This is a genomic window from Demequina sp. NBRC 110052 (assembly GCF_002090075.1).
GTDB lineage: Bacteria > Actinomycetota > Actinomycetes > Actinomycetales > Demequinaceae > Demequina.
Map to the genome: position 1 here is coordinate 164,583 of NZ_BBRI01000003.1, position 18,502 is coordinate 183,084.

The window sequence follows — 18,502 nt, forward strand, 5'->3', positions numbered from 1 at the left end:
TGCCGTGCGAGGCGGCCGCCGCTACTTCTTGGCGGACTTCTTCGCGGGAGCCTTGGCGGCGGCCTTGGCGGGCGCGGCCTCCTGCTTGCGGTTGGCCTTCACCTCGTCCCAGGTGGTGCCGTAGTACGCGGCCTCCATCATGATCTTCATGTCCTCGAGGATCGGCAGACGCGGGTTGGCCGGCGCGCACTGGTCGGCGTAAGCGTTCATCGCGAGCGTGTCGAGCGAGGACATGAACTCGGCCTCGTCGACGCCGACCTCCTTGAAGGAACCCTCGACGCCGATCGATGCGCGCAGCTCCTCGACGGCCTTCGCGTAGGACTCGACGCCCTCCTCGGGGGTCGAGGCCGGCAGGCCGAGGTGCTTCGCGATCTCCTGGTAGCGCTCGGGCGCCACGTAGGACTCGGCCTTGGGCCACGAGGTGGGCTTGGTCGGGACCTTGCCGTTGTAGCGGATCACGTGGGGCAGGTAGATCGAGTTGGTGCGGCCGTGCGCGATGTGGAACGTCGAGCCGGTCACGTGGCTCATGGCGTGCACCAGTCCCAGGAAGGCGTTGGCGAAGGCCATGCCAGCGATCGTCGCGGCGTTGTGCATCTTCTCGCGGGCCTTGACCGCCGAGCCGCCGGTGTTGACCGACTCGCCGATGTTCTCGAAGACCATCTTGATGGCCTGCAGCGCGAGGCCGTCGGTGTAGTCGTTCGCGTAGACCGACACGTACGCCTCGGTGGCGTGCGTGAGGGCGTCCAGGCCGGAGTCAGCGGCCACGCGGGCCGGGAGGTTCGCGGTCAGGACCGGGTCCACGATCGCGACGGTCGGGGTCAGCGCGTAGTCGGCGAGCGGGTACTTGCGACCGTTCTCCGGGTCGGAGATCACCGCGAACGGCGTCACCTCGGAGCCGGTGCCCGACGTGGTCGGGATGCAGACCAGCTTGGCCAGCTCGCCCAGCTTGGGGAACTGGAAGGCACGCTTGCGGACGTCGAAGAACTTCTCCTTCAGGTCGGCGAAGTCGATGTCCGGGTGCTCGTAGAGCAGCCACATGACCTTCGCGGCGTCCATGGGCGAGCCACCGCCGACGGCGATGATCGTGTCGGGCTGGAAGGCGCGCATGGTCTCGGTGCCCTTGCGGACGGTCGCGACGCTCGGCTCGGGCTCGACGTTGTCGATGATCTGCACGGAGACCGGGTTGTCGCGGCGCTGGAGCATGTCCAGGACCTTGTCGACGATGCCGATCTGCGTCATGGTCGCGTCGGTGACGATGGTGACGCGGTTCACGCCGTTCATGTCCATCAGGTACTGGATGGCGTTCGGCTCGAAGTAGGTCTTCGCCGGCACCTTGAACCACTGCATGTTGTTGTTCCTCCGGCCGATGCGCTTGACGTTGATCAGGTTCACCGCGGTGACGTTGTTCGACACCGAGTTGTGGCCGTAGGAGCCGCAGCCCAGGGTGAGCGAGGGCAGGAAGGCGTTGTAGATGTCGCCGATGCCGCCGTGCGAGGACGGGGAGTTGACGATGATGCGGATCGCCTTGCAGCGCTTGCCGAACTCCTTGATGAGCTCCTCGTCGGTCGCGTGGATCGCGGCCGAGTGGCCCAGGCCGTGGAACTCGACCATGCGCTGGGCGTAGTCGAGGCCCTGCTCGGTGGTCTCAGCCTTGAGCACGGCCAGCACGGGGGCCAGCTTCTCGCGGGTGAGCGGCTCGCTCTCGCCGACGGTGGAGACCTCGGCGAGGATGATCGAGGTCTCCTCGGGGACCTCGAAGCCCGCCTGCTCGGCGATCCACTGCGGCGACTTGCCCACGACGTTCGGGTTGAGCTTGGCTCCGGCGCAGTTCTCGCCATTGGCCTGGACGCCGAAGATGAACTCCTCCAGCTTGGCCTTCTCGGCGGGGGTGGCCTTGTAGGCGTGCAGGCGCTCGAACAGCTCGAGTCCACGGTCGTAGACCTCGGCGTCGAGGATGACGGCCTGCTCGGAGGCGCACACCATGCCGTTGTCGAACGCCTTCGAGATCACGAGGTCGTTGATGGCGCGGTCCAGGTTGGCGGACTTGTGCACGTAGGACGGCACGTTGCCGGCGCCGACGCCGAGGGCCGGCTTGCCGCAGCTGTAGGCCGCCTTCACCATGGCGTTGCCGCCGGTGGCGAGGATCAGGGCCACGCCGTCGTGATTCATGAGCGCGCCGGTCGCCTCGAGCGACGGGGTCTCGACCCACTGGATGCAGTGCTCGGGGGCGCCCGCGGCGATCGCGGCGTCGCGCACGATCTTGGCAGCCGCGACGGACGACTTCTGAGCGCTCGGGTGGAACGCGAAGATGATGGGGTTGCGGGTCTTCAGTGCGATGAGCGACTTGAAGATCGCAGTCGAGGTGGGGTTCGTGACGGGGGTCACGCCGGCGACGACGCCGACGGGCTCCGCGATCTCGATGATGCCCTTGATCGGGTCCTCGTTGATGATGCCCACGGTCTTCATGGGGCCCATCGAGTGGGTCACGTGCTCGCAAGCGAAGATGTTCTTGACGGCCTTGTCCTCGAACACGCCTCGACCGGTCTCCTCGACCGCGAGGACGGCGAGCTCGCCGTGCTGGTTGAGCGCCGCGACGGAAGCCTTCTTGACGAGCAGGTTCACGTCGTCCTGAGTGAAGGTGCTGTAGGCGTCGAGCGCGCGCTGCGCGTTCGCGACGAGCTGGTCGATGGCGGCGGCGACGTCCACCTGGGCGTCTGCCTTGCTCTCGGGGGCTGTGGTGGTCATCTCTACTCTCTCCTCCTACGGTTCCCGGTTCGGGTCCCGACACTCTCGAATGTAGGTCGGGTTCACGCGGTTCTCGCGTGGCCTAGGTCCCGGGGACCATGGGCCTATTACCAGGGACTTCATACCCCTAGGGGCATCATCACCAGGAGGGATGCCGACCGCCCCGCACCCGCGTCGGGCATGGAAAAGGGCGCGCATCCGACTGGATGCGCGCCCTTTCAGCGCTCGCGGGCTGGCCTCAGCCGGTGAACAGCGCCGCGGTCTTGATCGCCGTCATGGCGACGCCGTAGGCGAGGCCCGACGCGACGAGGACCCACAGCACCACCGCAAGGGGATTGCCAGTCGAGGCCTTCTTCTCAGTCTCCATCTCAGGACTCCTTCCCGGCGGCCACGAGGCCGTCGTCCTCGATCTGATCGACGGCTTCGTCGATCTCGGGCGCCTCGTGCCACCGGCTGTGCACCGGACGCACCAGGAGGTTCGCGATGAATCCGATCGCGAGCACGCCGACCATGACAAGCATCGACGGACGGTACAGGTCGGCCCCGCTCAGGCCGCGCGACTCGAGCAGGTCCAGCACGCTGTTGATGATGAGCGGGCCTGCGATGCCCGCCGCCGACCACGCGGTCAGGAGGCGACCATGGATCGCGCCCACCTCGAGCTCGCCGAACACGTCCTTCAGATAGGCCGGAATCGTCGCGAAGCCGCCGCCGTAGAACGTGATGATCAGGAACACCAGCATCACGAACAGCACCAGGTTCGCGGGGCCGAACAGCGCCACCGACGTGTACGCGAGCGCGCCCACACCCAGGTACATGATGTACGTCGCCTTGCGTCCGATGACGTCGGAGAAGCTCGACCAGCCGATGCGTCCGCCCATGTTCGCGAGCGAGAGCAGACCCACGAACCCAGCGGCGGCAGCAGCCGTCACGGTCGGGAAGTAGTCCTCGATCATCGGCTTCGCGTTCTCGAGGATGCCGATGCCTGCGGTCACATTCGTGAACAGCACGAGCCAGAGCATCCAGAAGGGGAACGTGCGAATCGCGTTGCGCGCAGTGACCTGCCCGCCGCTGGACACCTTGGACACATGCTCGGTAGGAACCCAACCCTCCGGGACATAGCCCTTGGGGGGAACGCGGACGACCGCGGCGCCCAGCAGCATCAGCGTGGTGTAGATCGCGCCGAGCGTGAGGTAGGTCGGCACCAGGGACTCGACCTCGGTGGCCCCGTAGTGGCCCAGCAGATACTGCGTGAGCGGAGCCGCGAGCATCGCACCGCCACCGAAGCCCATGATCGCGAGACCGGTGGCGAGGCCGGGCCGGTCAGGGAACCACTTGATGAGCGTGGACACCGGCGAGATGTAGCCGAGCCCCAGACCGATGCCGCCGATGACGCCATAGCCGAGGTACACGATCCACAACTGCCCGATGGACACACCCGCAGCCGCGATCGCGAAGCCGCTGCCCCACGCCGCCGCGGCGATCACCATCGTCTTGCGCGGCCCGTGCCGCTCCATCCAGCGTCCGCCGAAGGCGGCGGAGAGACCGAGCATGACGATGGAGATCGAGAAGACGACGCCGATCTGGGTGTGGGACGCGTCGAAGCGCTCGAGCAGCGCGTCCTTGAGGACTGAGTAGGCGTAGACCTGGCCGATGCTCAGGTGCACGGCGAGCGCGGCGGGAGGGACCAGCCAACGGTTGTACCCCGGTGGGGCCACCGTGCGTTCGCGATCGAGGATGGACATCGTTGTTCTCCTTCCGGGAGCGGCGACACTGCCGTTCGAGGAATCCGCGTGACGGACCTTGTGGAGAATGGTCCCCTCTTTCGGAGCCGATCATGAAGGACCTAGGTCCGTCACTCGGTGGCACATGGTGCAAGGGCCCGAGATCCCGTCGTATGGCCGAGGCGCGCGCCTCGGCCATACGACCCCTACCGACGCACCGCCACGGCCCTCCGCCGCAGCGCGAGACCAGCCGATGCCGCCACCAGCGCCGCCAGCGCGGCGAACGCGAGCGTCGGACCCGGTCCGGTCACCGGCAGCCCGCCCGCTCCCGCTGCCAGCGTCGTGAAGGAGACCGGAGCCGACGCCGCCGATCGACCAGCCTCGTTCAGCGCGGTGACCCGGACCTCGTAGGTCGTCTCAGGCGTCAGTCCCAGGATCGTGGCCTCGGTGTCCGCGACAGCCGCGAGCGCCACCGGCGCGCTCACGACCCCGCCGGCGCCCGCTCCCCCGCCCGGCACGAACGGCATCCAGGATCCGCCTGGCAACCGGTACTCGATGAGATACCCCGTGATCGCACTGCCACCGTCGCTCGGCTCGACCCAGCGCACCTGCACCCGATCTGCGCCCGGGGTCACGTCCAGGCCCGTCGGCGCATCGGGCGTCGTCCTCGGAGCGGCGGCCACCACCTCGATCGCGGGGCCCACGCCGACGCTGTTGCGGGCGCTCACCCGCACCTCGTAGAACGTGCCGTTGACGAGCCCGCCAAGCTCATACGCGGTGCCGTCGTCGGCGGCGGTCTCGATGCCCTCCCAGACACCGCCCTCGACCCGATGCTCGATGAGATAGTGCGACACGGCCCTGCCGCCGTCGTCGGCGGGCGCCTGCCACGCCAGGCTCAGCGCACCGTCCGCAGGCGTGACCTCGAGAGCCAGAGGCGCGGACGGCAGGGCCTCGGGAGTGGCCGACGCCTCCGCCGAGAGCCCGGGCCCGGCGGCGTTGACCGCGCTGACGCGCACTTCATACGTGATGCCGTTCGTCAGGCCCGTGACAGTCGCCGCGGTGCTCGCGGACTCTCCGTCGTCGACGGTCTCCCAGGCATCGCCCGCCTCGCGGAGTTCGATCACGTAGTCAGAGACGGCATCGCCGCCATCGTCGCCCGGCGCGTTCCAGGTCAACGCGATCTCACCGTCACCACCCGTCGCGACCAGCGCCGTGGGTGCATCGGGGCTCGTCCGGGGCGTCGCCAAGACCGCGTCGATGAGGCCGTCGCCCACCGCGTTGACGGCCCACACGCGGAACTCGTACTCCTCACCGTTCGCGAGCCCCGCCAGCGTGGCGCGGCGGGAGCTCAGAGGCTGGGCCGTGCTCCAGGTGCCACCGGCGATGCGCCACTGCACGCGATAGCCCGTCACCGCCTCGCCACCGTCGTCCTCGGAGGCATCCCACGCAAGCGCGATCTCGCCATTGCCGGGCGTCGCGATGAGGTTCTCGACGGCGCCAGGCGCCGTCGCGGGAACCCCGCTCGCCACGCCGGACGCCGCACCCTTGCCTGCGCCGTTGACCGCGCTCACGCGCACCTCGTAAGCCGTGCCGTTGGTCAGCCCCGTGAGGGTCGCGGACGTCGTAGCGGACTCGTCGTCATCGACGCTCCCCCACGTGCCGCCTGCCTCGCGGATCTCGATCACGTAGTCGAAGACGTCGTCTCCACCGTCGTCGATGGACGCCGTCCAGCTCAACGACAGTTGCCCGTTGCCGCGCGCGGCGACCAGGCCGGTCGGGGCACCAGGGACAGTGCGCGGCGTCGCCTCCACGGTCGCGGCGGCGGAGTCGCCGACGGCGTTGATGGCGATCACGGACAGCTCGTACGCGGCGCCGTTGACGAGGCCTGACATCGTGGCCGTCATCTCGGTGGGAGTTGAGGTGGCGAGCACCGTGTCGTCGCCCACCTCCCGCAGCTCCACGCGGTACCCGGTGACAGGCTCGCCGCCGTCGCTCACCGGCGCCTCCCACGTCACCGTCAGCGCCTGGTCCCGCGCGGTCGCCTCGAGCTCAGTCACTGCGCCCGGCACGGCCGCCGGCGTGGCAGTGGCGACCTCGGACGCACGACCGGTGCCGGCGCCGTTGACCGCGCTGACGCGGAAGCCGTGCAGTTCACCGTTCGCGAGCCCGGAGACCGTGGCCGACGTCGCAGAGGAGCGCGAGCGGCTCAGCACCTGCCACTGCTCGGTCGAGTCCGCGTACTCCACGACGTAATCGAGGACCGCACCGCCACCGTCATCCGCCGGCGCGGTCCAGGCCAGGGACACCTCGCCATCTCCGCGCGTCGCCGTGAGGCCGGAGGGTGCGCCCGGCATGGCCGCCTCCACGAGCTCCGCAACACCCTGATCGACGAGAGAGACATAGAGCGCACCCGATGCGGACGAGACGTGAATCGCCTCGGGTGTTCCCGGCGTGGGGATACGGTCGACGATCTCATACGTCCCGAGGTCCACGACGGCGGTCTCGCCGCCGCCCGAGAGGAGAGACACATAGGCGACGGTGCTGTCAGGACTGGTCGCCACGCCCTGCGGGACGCCTCCCAGCGGGATGACCACCGGGTCGGCGGAGCCTCGCAGATCGAACACCGTCAGCACGTTCTCGCTCTCCGAGATGACCACGAGTCGGCTGCCGTCGGGCGTGACGTCGAGGTCCACGGGTCCGCCGGCCACCTCGATCTCCGCTACGAGCGTGAGTGCCTGCGCGTCGTAGACCGCGACAGACCTCACCGACGGCGAGCTGGAGCCGACGTAGACCCTGGCGCCATCCGCTGAGAAGGCCGCACCGGAGGCACGGTACGGCGCGGACACCTCAGCGATGCCCTCCAGTGTGACGGCATCGAGCACCTCGAGGCCATCGTCGAAGTTGTTGACCACCCACAGTCGAGACCCATCGGGAGCGAGCGCACCCGACGTCGGGAGCCCACTCAGCTTCGCTCGGGCGCGCAGCTCGCCCGTCGCCAGATCGAGGTGCGTCACGCTGGCACCGGAGAAGTCGAGCGTGTACACGGTGCGCCCGTCGGGACTGACGATCGCGGTCGCAGGCTCGACTCCAGCGCCCGGGATCGGGAAGGTGGTCAGACGCTCGACCAGCGATCCGGTCGCCGTGTCAATCACGTGGACCTCGTCGTCCAAGTAGTGCGGAAGCAGCAACCGCTCGCCGTCGGGCGTGGACATGAAGCCGAACATGCGGGGGAATCCTCCCGCAAGGACGCGCGCCATGGCATTGGGGCGGTCGCTGGCGACGGGAGTCACCTCGACGGGCGCCGAGGCAGCCGAGTCTCCGTACGGCGTGACGGCCGTGACCGTCACCGAGTAGGTTGCGTCATTCTCGAGCGCCTCGAGCGTGAGGCCGCGGAGGTGCGGGGCGATCGAGTACTCGGCCACCACCGTGCCGCCTTGGCGCACTGTCACGTTGAAGGCCTCCACGATCGAGTTCGGGGCAGCGTCCCATGTGACCCACGACGAGGAGTCGCCCGGCCGCGCGGTGACCGCCGTCGGCGCCGCGGGGATCACGAAGGGCGTCGCAGAGATCGACTCTGAAGGCTCACTCGCACCGGCGAGATTGATTGACGACACGCGGAACTCGTACTCGGTCCCGTTGGTGAGGCCGTGGACGACACGTCGCGGGGCGTTGCCGCCCGGCGTCGTCGAGCCAACCCGCCAGTCGCCGCCTCCGGCGCGGTACTCGATCCGGTAGTCGGTCACAGCGGATCCGCCGTCGTCGGTGGAGTTCGCCCAGGTCAGCTCGACCTGACCGTCTCCTGGCTGGGCCTGAAGGTCGCTGGGCACCCCGGGCGGCGCCGATGCGGCGCCATACAGGAGCGGCGACTCGGCCCCTTCGCCCCTCTCGTTGGCGGCGCGCACCCGGAACTGCATGACCTCGCCACGGGTCAGCCCGTCGAGAGTGAAGGACCGCACCGCGGGACCCAGTGCGACCGCGTTGAAACTCACCTCGCCTGTCGCGCGATAGCTCACGGTGTATCCCGTGACGTCCGCGCCACCGTCATACACCGGAGGCTCCCAGGTGAGGGTCAGCGACGTCTCCGTGGCGCTCAGCGCAGTGCTGGTTGGTGCCAACGGCGCCGTCAGCAGCTCGAAGACGCCCACCTCACCGGTGCCGAAGACTCCGACATACGCCTCCTCACCTTCGGGGTCCAGCACGATGGAACGCGGGTTCGGGTTGGCGCCGCCGGTCACCCTGACCACCTGCAGCACGGAGCCTGTCTCCACACTGACCACGGTGAGCGTGCCCCGGGTGGCTGTGTGCGGAGTGACGACGTACGCGACGTCGCCGCGCGGCGCCACCTCGACGGCGACAGGACCACCAGGAACGTGGATCGTTCGCTCCACGGAGCCATCCTCGGCGTCGATGACGGTGAGCGTGTCCTCACCAGGTTCGACCACGAAGACGCGATCTCCGGTGGGGCCGAAGGAGACCCCGGACGTGTACGCGAAGGAGGAGTCACGGTGCGTCACTTCGAGAGTCTCCTCGTCGACGAGGATCAGTCCCGAGGCTCCGATCAGGGCCAGCATCGACCCGTCGGGCGAGAGAGCCAGGTCGTAGAGCGCTCGGTCGAGGGCGACGCCACCCGTGCGCTCATACGAGGTCGTGTCGACTCGCCAGAGAGATCCCGCGCCGCCGTTCGCGATGTACAGAGACCCGGACTCCTCATTGAGCTCGATGCCTGCACTGGTGTCGCCGGTGGCGATCATCCCGAGCTGCTCACCGGTGAAATCGTCGTGGTACGAGACTCCGCCCCAACCGCCGGACTCGTACCGGGCGACGTAGAGAAGGCCTGCGGCATTGTCGAGCTCGAGATCCGCGACGTTGAAGTCGATCTCGAAGCGCTCCACGATGGTGCGGTCCGCCGCTCTGAGCACCGCGATCTCGTGATTGTCCTTGCCGAACCAGCCACCCGCGGCATAGACGTACCTGCCGTCGCCAGTGACCTCGAGCGCATCGATCGTCGTTCCCGCTTGCACCAAAGCCACGCGGTCGACGCCGCTCGCGGGAGCTGCCACGAGCAGGCTGGCGAAGACAGCCGCCAACACCGTGAGCACACCCGCTGCGCGAGGGCCGGAGCGGGCTGGCTCCGCGACAGGGCGAGAGGGGCGTGGGGCAGCGTCAGACATCTCCGGGGTGCGCATGTAGTGGATACTAGTCGGTATGTAATTGCCGAGCAAGTGTCGATGTTGCCTGCTAGAGAGCCGACCTCTCAGTGAACGCAAGAAAGAAGGAGGGGGCCGGGCTGCGATCAGCCCAGCCCCCTGTCGGGAAGCGCCTCAGCCCGCGACAACCTCGCCGGACCATGCACCGATGCCGCCCTCGAGGCCGAGCATCGACTCGAATCCGGCAGACGCCATCTGCGCCATGGCAGCGCGCGAGCGATTGCCCGAGCGGCAGTACACGGCGTAATCCGCCGCCGGGTCCAGGGCGGCGATCTCATCGGCGAAGGCGGGCGAGTTGACGTCGATATTGACAGCTCCAGGCAGGTGCCCCTCGGCGAACTCGGCCGCGGTGCGCACGTCGACGACGGTGACACCCTCCACCTCAGTGGCGGCAGCGAAGGTCGAGTACCCGACGTGGGAACCATCGAAGACGACGTCGGCCGGCGAGGCGACCTCTACAGGCTCCGACGAGCAGGCAGCGAGGGCGGGTGCGGACAGGACGAGAAGGGCGCCGGCGAGGGCGCCGCGTACAAGATGCTTCTTCATGCGCGCAACTATACCCCAGGGGGTATAAAAGTACGCAAGCCCCGCTCCCCCGACGACCCGCGCGTCGGGCACGCGCGCATCCGGTGTGCCGGCCCGCGGCGCATTCGGTGCACGCCGGCGCGCGTCACATGACGTTGATGCCGCACTGGGCGAACTGCTGCTTGACTCTCTCGATGAGCTCCTTGGACGGCGGCTGCGCGTCCTCGAGAAGGTACGGCTCCCCCGACAGCTCCCACTTCTCACGGCCGAGCTGGTGGAACGGCAGCACCTCGAGGCGCTCGACGTTGCCCAACCCGGCGACGAAGTCCGCGACCGCGTCGACGTTCTCGACCGCGTCGGTCAGTCCAGGCACCAGCACGAAGCGGACCCACACCTTCTTCCCCAGCGCATCCAGGCGATGCGCGAAGTCGAGCGTGGGCTGCAGCGGGCGACCAGTCACGCGTTGGTACGTCTCCGGCAGCCCCGACTTGATGTCGAGCAGCACGAGGTCGACGTAGTTGAGGTCGTCGTCCGTCAGACGCGATCCGAGCAGGCCAGCGGTGTCCAGCGCAGTGTGGATGTCGAGGTCCTTGCAGCGACGGAAGATGCTCATCACGAACTTGGACTGCAGCAGCGGCTCGCCACCCGAAATCGTGAGGCCGCCACCCGTGACCTTCATGACGGTCGCGTAGCGAGTCACGCGCTCCATCACCTCGTCGACGGTGTGCCGCACGCCGTCCTTCATGCGCCACGTGTCCGGGTTCTGGCAGTACTGACAGCGCATGCCGCAGCCCGCGGTGAACAGCGTCATGCGAGTTCCGGGACCGTCGGCGCCTGTCACGAGGTCCCACGAGTGGACCGAACCGCTGGTGTTGGACTTGAGCTTCTCGCTGTCCGCGAGCTCCTGGTCGGCGATCTCCATCGGAGGAGAGGTGAGCAGGGTCACGGGAGTGGGCTCGTCAGGCATGGTGGGGATCTCCTTGCCGAAAGTGAGGAAAGGACGCGGAGCCCCGCCCTGATCAGGGCGGGGCTCCGTCCTTGGACTTCTAGTGTGTCAGGCCGTCTCTCACAGGCCCGCGTGGAACGTGCGGGACAGCACGTCGAGCTGCTGCTCGCGCGTGAGGCGGACGAAGTTCACGGCGTAGCCCGAGACACGGATCGTGAGCTGCGGGTACTTCTCCGGGTTCTCCATCGCGTCCTCGAGCGTCTCGCGGTTGAGCACGTTGACGTTCATGTGGAAGCCAGAGCTGACCGTGTAGGCGTCGAGCACACCGACCAGGTTCTTCACCTGCTCGGCACGGTCGCGGCCGAGACCCGTGGGCACGACAGTCGTGGTGAGCGAGATGCCGTCCTCAGCGTCCTCGTACGGCAGCTTCGCCACCGAGAGGGCCGAGGCCACGATGCCGTGGTTGTCACGGCCATTCATGGGGTTCGCACCCGGAGCGAACGGCTCGCCCTTGCGTCGACCGTCAGGCGTGTTGCCCGTCGCCTTGCCGTAGACCACGTTCGACGTGATCGTCAGGACCGACTGGGTGTGCTTCGCGTTGCGGTACGTGGGCTGCTTGCGCACCTTCTCCATGAAGCGGTGCACCAGGTCCACCGCGATGTTGTCGGCGCGGTCGTCGTCGTTGCCGTACGTGGGGTACTCGCCCTCGGTCGTGTAGTCGACCACGAGCCCGGTCTCGTCGCGGATCGGCGTGACCTTCGCGTACTTGATCGCCGACAGCGAGTCCGTGGCGACGGAGAGTCCCGCGATGCCGCAGGCCATGGTGCGCAGGATCTCACGGTCGTGCAGCGCCATCTCGATGCGCTCGTACGCGTACTTGTCGTGCATGTAGTGGATGCAGTTCAGCGCGTCGACGTAGGTCTCGGCCAGCCAGTCGAGCAGGCCGTCGAACTTCTCCATCACGTCGTCGAAGTCGAGCACGTCGCCCTCGACCGGCGCGGACACCGGCGAGACCTGCTTGCCCGAGACCTCGTCGCGTCCGCCGTTGATCGCGTACAGCATCGCCTTGGCGAGGTTCACGCGAGCGCCGAAGAACTGCATCTGCTTGCCGACCTCCATGCCGGACACGCAGCAGGCGATCGCCGCGTCGTCACCGCACTGGCCACGCAGCAGGTCGTCGGACTCGTACTGGATGGACGAGGTGTCGATCGAGACCTTCGCGCAGAACTCCTTGAAGCCCTGCGGCAGCTTGTCGCTCCACAGCACCGTGAGGTTCGGCTCGGGGGCCGGGCCGAGGTTGTACAGCGTCTGCAGGAAGCGGAACGAGGTGCGCGTCACGAGCGAGCGTCCGTCGGTGCCGATGCCGCCGATCGACTCGGTGACCCAGGTCGGGTCGCCGGAGAAGAGTGCGTCGTACTCGGGGGTGCGCAGGAAGCGGACGATGCGCAGCTTGATCACGAAGTCGTCGATGATCTCCTGCGCGGTCTCCTCGGTGAGGGTGCCGTCAGCGATGTCGCGCTCGATGAAGATGTCAAGGAAGGTCGAGGTGCGACCCAGCGACATCGCGGCGCCGTTCTGCTCCTTGACCGCGGCGAGGTAGCCGAAGTACAGCCACTGCACCGCCTCCTGCGCCGTCTTCGCGGGCCCTGCGATGTCGTAGCCGTACGAGGCCGCCATCTGCTTGAGCTCGTTCAGCGCCTTGATCTGCTCCGAGTTCTCCTCGCGGTCGCGAATGATGTCCTCGGTGGAGCGCTCCATGTCGAGCTGCATGCGCTCGACCTTCTTGCCCTCGATCAGAGCGTCGACGCCGTACAGTGCCACGCGACGGTAGTCGCCGATGATGCGGCCACGGCCATACGCATCGGGCAGGCCGGTGACGATGTGCGAGCTGCGCGCCGCACGGACGTTCGGCGGATAGGCGTCGAACACGCCGTCGTTGTGGGTCTTGCGGTACTTGGAGAAGGTCTCCTCGAGCTCCGGCAGCACGGGGTAGCCGTAGGTCTCGAGCTCCTTGACGACCATGCGCCAGCCGCCGAACGGCATGATCGCGCGCTTCAGCGGCGCATCGGTCTGGAGGCCGACGATGACCTCGGCGTCCTTGTCGATGTAGCCGGGCGCGTGCGCCGTGATCGTCGCGGGCGTCTTGTAGTCGACGTCGTAGACGCCCTTCTCCCGCTCCTCCGGGAACATCGCGGACAGCTTGTCCCAGACGCCCTTGGTGCGGGCGGTGGGGCCGGCGAGGAACGAGTCGTCGCCTTCATACGGCACGTAGTTCTGCTGGATGAAGTCGCGGACGTCGATTCCGTCGCGCCAGGGTCCCGAGGTGAAGCCGCGCCAGGCCTGCTCGCGGAGGGCGTCGAGGTCGGGGCCGCTGCTCGCGTTGCGGTCCGGGGAAGTGATTGTCATAGCGTGCTCCTCATCTCTCGGCCCTGTGGGGCCTCGTGCCTCAGCGGTTCTGGACCCCGCCGGGGCTGCGATCACGCGGCCCTGTAGGCCGTATGTCCACTCCTCACGTTAGGACTGCGGTGTGCGGATTGCTCGGGACTTTTGACCCCAGTTCCCGCACGGAGACGCCGAGGACGGGGCTGGAGACGCGAGCGCCACGGCTACAGTTGGGGATGCGTCCGGGCCGGACGCAGGGAGTACACGAGGAGCATGCCGATGAGCTGGACGACGAAGGTGGCGGCGGGAGCCGTCGTGGCGGCGACGCTGCTCGTGAGCGGATGCGCCGAGCCCGACGTCGACACCGCCCCCTCGCCGACCCCGACCGTCGACCCCGACGTGACCCTCACCGTCTCCTTCGTGGGCGACATCGGACTCGAGCCGCTCGCGCAGAAGTACATGGACGAGCACGACAACGTCACGATCGAGCTCGCATCCACCTCGTATGCGTCGCTGCACGATTCTCTCCAGCAGTCGCTCGTCGCGGGCGAGGGCGCACCCACCATCGCGGTCGTCGACGAGGCGTACATGCCGGGCTTCGTGGGCCAGTCCGACGGCTTCGTCAACCTCCTGGACCTGGGTGCCGCCGAGTACGAGTCGCAGGTGCTGCCATGGGCGTGGGGCGAGGCCACCAACGCGAACGGCTCCGCCACTATCGGCCTGCCCGCCACCGTCTCGGGCCTCGCGCTGTGCTACCGCCGCGACCTCGTCGAGGACGCGGGCCTGCCGGGCGACCGCGAGGAGCTCTCGACCCTCATGGGCGACTCGTGGGAGGGTCTGATCGAGGTCGGCCAGCAGTACGTCGCCGCGAGCGGCCGCCACTTCCTCGACAACGCGTCGAGCGTGCTCAACCCGATCCTCATGCAGCAGGGCGTCAGCTACTTCGACGCCGACAACGCGCTCGCGATGGGACCCGTGGAGGCGCCGTACGCGACCGCGACGGCTGTCGCCGGCGCGGGCATCTCCGCGAACATCGCGCAGTGGTCCGCCGAGTGGGACGCGGCGCTCAGCGACGGCACCTTCGCCGCGGTGCTGTGCCCCTCGTGGATGACCTCCTACATCGAGACCACTGTCGGCGACGACTTCGAGGGCCAGTGGGACGTCATGGACATCCCGGGCGAGGGCGGCAACTGGGCCGGCAACTTCTACACGATCCCCGCGCAGGGCGATGAGGCGACCACGCAGGCGGCATACGAGTTCATCCAGTGGCTCATGGAGGACGCGCAGCAGCTGGCGATGTTCCAGTCCGTCGGCACGTTCCCGTCGCGCCCGGCGCTGTACGAGGACTCCGGGGTTCAGGCCTACGCCAACGAGTTCTTCAACGGCGCACCTGTGGGCGCGATCTTCACGAAGACCGCAGCCGACCTGACGCCTTCCGTGTACTACGCGATGGACAACCTCACCGTGCGCACCGCCGTCGAGCTGGTGCTCGCGCAGACCGCGGTGGGTTCAGTCTCGGTCGAGGACTCGTGGGCCAAAGCGGTCGAGGCGGCAGAGGCGGCCGGCGCTTCGTAGAGCTCGCTCCTAGCGGGACCTACGACCGACAAGGGGAGGCTGGGTTCGCTACGAGTTCAACCAGATTCCTTCGTCGAACCGCCTGGAGCCCGAGTCACGGCGGTCTCAAGTGCAAGGACAGCGCACCGTCGGCAGTGGCGACTCGCAGTAGTTCCTTCGAGATTGGGGACGCACTTGTCGCCCGGCGGAAGCACGCTGGCCGTTGTCGACGCCCGCTCGCGAGCGGGCGAAGCGGCGCGCGCCCCACGGACCGCAGGCAGGTGAACCACGTGATGCCGCCTCCACGGCCAGTCGAGCCTTGGGCCAGACCGACACAACTGTCGCCGACTGCGCCCATTGGACGCGACGACCAAGAACAGACTCCCCCTTCAGCGGTTCAAGCGCTTGTCCCAGAGAAACACCCTCGGGAGTCGCTTGCGCCGACATCGGCAAAGGCGAGTGCGAGTGCGGGTACCGGGCGTGGGCACCTCACGGGGGGGAGCCTGCGTCGCCATTCTGGGCGCAATAGGATGCGTGCATGACTGTGAACGTCAACAATGGAAGCTCGAAGAAACCAGTCGCAACTCAGCGACTCGTCGACGAACTGCTTGCCATCGAAGAACTTGAGGGCGAACTCTTCACGGGCTTCCCGATCTTGCCAGGGATAGGCGACATCGACGTTGCAGACGCGCTACTAGTCTCCCCGACATACGGTGCGATCGTGTTCGACATCGTCGAAGGCACAACTCTTGGCGAGTTCAAGACGCGCCAGGACGACCTTGCGCGAATGGTCAGCATGCGCTTGCTCGAAGCGAAAGGCCTTGCGAAGCGGGGTCGCCTGACTGTCGACGTGCATACGGTCACGTACGCACCGGCCATCTCGCCAGCAAGAGACAACGGCGACGATGACTATCCCCTCGCGAACCGGGGCGAACTGTTCAAGACCATCGTGACGCTCGAGCCAATGCTCCCGCAGCAGGATACATACGAGCCACTGCTTTCTTCGATACACAACCTCGCGACAATGAAACGATCGCGAACAGACCGGAACAATGTCACTGAGGGTTCCCGAGGCGCGCGACTGAAGCAGCTTGAGGACTCAATTGCGACGCTCGATCACCTGCAGAGTCGGGCCGTAATAGAGAGCGTCGACGGAGTTCAGCGACTGCGCGGCCTCGCTGGAAGTGGCAAGACCGTGGTCCTGGCGTTGAAGGCGGCTTACCTCCACGCGCTTCACCCCGAATGGAGAATTGCCGTCACATTCAATACACGGTCGCTCAAGGAGCAGTTTCGGCGACTGATCAACGACTTCACAATCTCGCAAACGAGAGCAGAGCCCGACTGGACCCGCTTGAGGATTCTCCAGGCATGGGGGAGCCCCGGAAGCGGCGACCGTGCGGGCGTTTACAGCATCTTCTGTGAGGCTGCGGGAACCCAGTACTTCAACTTCCGAAGCGCGGCCGCCTTCGCAGGAGCAAATGGCCTCGCCTTCGACTGGGCCTGCGAGACAGCGCTGAACGCAGCAGGTGCAAGTGAGCGCGCCCTCTTCGACGCGATCCTCGTGGATGAAGCACAGGACCTGCCACCGGAGTTCCTTCGAATGTGCTACCTGATGCTTGACGAGAACAAGCGGCTCGTCTACGCCTATGACGAGCTTCAGAGCCTCGAGGGCCGCGGGGTACCCTCTCCCGACGAGATTTTCGGGTCTGATCGCGACGGAACACCGCTTGTTGACTTGGTCGACAGTGCCGAGACGACTTCGAACCGCGACATCGTCCTCCAGAAGTGCTACAGGAACTCGCGCCCGATCCTCGTGGCAGCGCACGCCGTGGGTTTCGGCGTGTACCGACAGCCGCCAGCAGGCCGCACTACCGGGCTCGTCCAGATGTTTGGAAACGAGCAACTCTGGACTGACATCGGATACGAGGTGAAAGCTGGCTTCCTCAGGGAAGACTCTGACGTCACTCTAGCCAGGACTGAGGAATCAAGCCCGGCATTCTTGGAACAGCACTCGAAGACTGATGATCTCGTCGTCTTCAGGTCCTTCACTACCGCTGAGGAGCAGAACAGTTGGGTTGCGGAACAGATCCGGCGCAACCTGGACGACGATGAACTCCGTCATGACGATATCGTCGTCATCAACCCCAACGGAATTACAGCGCGGAATAACCTTGCGCCACTGCGCTCGCAACTGCTCGACGCGGGTATCGCGAATCATCTCGCGGGGGTCGACACCTCCGCGGATGTGTTCTTCGACCGCGATTCAGAGTCAGTCACCTTCACTGGCATCCACCGGGCGAAGGGCAATGAGGCCGGAATGGTTTACATAGTCAACGCGCAAGAAGGACTGGACGCCTTGACCAATCAGGCGGCTGTACGAAACCGACTCTTCACAGCGATTACACGGAGCAAAGCCTGGGTGAGAATCGTCGGAGTTGGACCGAATATGGACGCATTGGTTAAGGAGCTGGAGGAGACTCGGCGCCGCGAGTTTGTTCTGCAGTTCCACTACCCCACTGAGGCCGAGCGTGCGAGAATCAATCTCGTTCACCGTGAGATATCGCCCGAACAAGAGCGAAAGATCACTGAGGGGCGCAACTCCGCACGTCAACTGCTCGACAACCTAGAGAATGCTCAGTTCTTCGCCGACGACCTCGACCCAGAAGTCCGCGAAAGACTCCGATCTCTACTTGGCGAGGACGATGGGTAGCACACAAGCGAAGGCCACGCTGAAGGCGATCACCGCGATTACTACTCAGCTGGTGCGAAGCGGCATCGTCGACGACCAAGAGTGGCCGAAGCTCTCGAGTGTCGGCTCGGTCGAACGTGTGGACGTCCCAAAGCCTGTCAACGCCGAGGTCCTGAAGAGCGTCTCGTACGAAGACCTATATCAGTCGATTCTCGACAGGCGGTCGTTCAACTTTGTGATGCTCGATCGGGCGCTCGTTCAGATGAGCTATGAGTATGAGGGCAGTGCATTGGTGCGGCATCGACTGGCCTTCCTCCCCTCACCGAACCTGGATCGTTTCCAGGACGAACCCGACTTGTACTTCGCTGAAGTACCTTGGGTCGAAGTCGTTGGCTCCCAGTCAACTGCGGTGCCACTCCGTTTTGACTTCGACGCCAGGCCGGATGTGCCGGATGGTCCCGATCATCCACCAGCGCACTTCACGATAGGCCAGTACCGTCACTGCAGGGTCCCAGTAAGCGGACCCCTGACCCCGGATGTCTTCGTCGATTTCGTCATTCGACATTTTTACAGAGCACCGGGAGTAGTACCTGCGGTCGTGGAGGTGGACCTTGACCGCGTCTTCGATCCCACAGAGCCCCAGATAGGCCTGGACGTATTGCACATTAGGGCTCCGAGGCGTGTGTGAAGCGAAGAGGATAGGCGCCCCGAAGCAGCGGCCGCCCAAAGGCTG

General features: G+C 66.6%; 10 protein-coding genes. 3 read left to right on the top strand and 7 right to left on the bottom strand.

Annotation, left to right across the window (positions count from 1 at the left end; all coding sequences use genetic code 11):
• Nucleotides 1–21 precede the first annotated feature (21 nt).
• The 7 genes from adhE to pflB form a co-directional block, all read right to left on the bottom strand.
• A complete protein-coding gene (gene adhE, locus B7K21_RS08230; protein ID WP_084074968.1) occupies nucleotides 22–2,745 on the bottom strand; it encodes a bifunctional acetaldehyde-CoA/alcohol dehydrogenase in 2,724 nt (907 codons plus the stop codon).
• A gap of 238 nt (nucleotides 2,746–2,983) precedes the next feature.
• Nucleotides 2,984–3,112: a hypothetical protein gene (locus B7K21_RS12860; protein WP_255373753.1), complete on the bottom strand. Its 129-nt coding sequence runs from the start codon at nucleotides 3,110–3,112 to the stop codon at nucleotides 2,984–2,986.
• A gap of 1 nt (nucleotide 3,113) precedes the next feature.
• Entirely contained in the window at nucleotides 3,114–4,487 is a 1,374-nt protein-coding gene (locus tag B7K21_RS08235; protein WP_084074969.1) for an OFA family MFS transporter, read from the bottom strand.
• A gap of 185 nt (nucleotides 4,488–4,672) precedes the next feature.
• On the bottom strand, nucleotides 4,673–9,652 hold the full coding sequence (locus B7K21_RS08240; protein WP_084074970.1) for a fibronectin type III domain-containing protein: 4,980 nt from the start codon (nucleotides 9,650–9,652) through the stop codon (nucleotides 4,673–4,675).
• Nucleotides 9,653–9,787: 135 nt separating this feature from the next.
• On the bottom strand, nucleotides 9,788–10,219 hold the full coding sequence (locus B7K21_RS08245) for a rhodanese-like domain-containing protein (protein ID WP_084074971.1): 432 nt from the start codon (nucleotides 10,217–10,219) through the stop codon (nucleotides 9,788–9,790).
• A gap of 124 nt (nucleotides 10,220–10,343) precedes the next feature.
• Entirely contained in the window at nucleotides 10,344–11,165 is an 822-nt protein-coding gene (pflA, locus tag B7K21_RS08250; protein ID WP_084074972.1) for a pyruvate formate-lyase-activating protein, read from the bottom strand.
• A 99-nt stretch (nucleotides 11,166–11,264) separates the two neighbouring features.
• Complete coding sequence (gene pflB, locus B7K21_RS08255; RefSeq protein WP_084074973.1) at nucleotides 11,265–13,550, bottom strand: formate C-acetyltransferase; 2,286 nt, start codon at nucleotides 13,548–13,550, stop codon at nucleotides 11,265–11,267.
• A gap of 255 nt (nucleotides 13,551–13,805) precedes the next feature.
• On the opposite strand from pflB, the gene B7K21_RS08260 reads away from it, so the two are divergent.
• The 3 genes from B7K21_RS08260 to B7K21_RS08270 all read left to right on the top strand — a co-directional run bounded on the left by B7K21_RS08260 (nucleotide 13,806) and on the right by B7K21_RS08270 (nucleotide 18,457).
• Complete coding sequence (locus B7K21_RS08260) at nucleotides 13,806–15,101, top strand: ABC transporter substrate-binding protein (RefSeq protein WP_159448456.1); 1,296 nt, start codon at nucleotides 13,806–13,808, stop codon at nucleotides 15,099–15,101.
• A 517-nt stretch (nucleotides 15,102–15,618) separates the two neighbouring features.
• Nucleotides 15,619–17,790 (top strand): DEAD/DEAH box helicase, encoded by a 2,172-nt coding sequence (locus tag B7K21_RS08265; protein ID WP_084074975.1) that lies wholly within the window; start codon nucleotides 15,619–15,621, stop codon nucleotides 17,788–17,790.
• The gene (locus tag B7K21_RS08270) at nucleotides 17,783–18,457 is read left to right on the top strand and encodes a DUF2290 domain-containing protein (protein WP_159448457.1); all 675 of its coding nucleotides are present in this window, start codon (nucleotides 17,783–17,785) and stop codon (nucleotides 18,455–18,457) included. The genes B7K21_RS08265 and B7K21_RS08270 overlap by 8 nt, the downstream gene beginning before the upstream one ends.
• Nucleotides 18,458–18,502 lie beyond the last annotated feature (45 nt).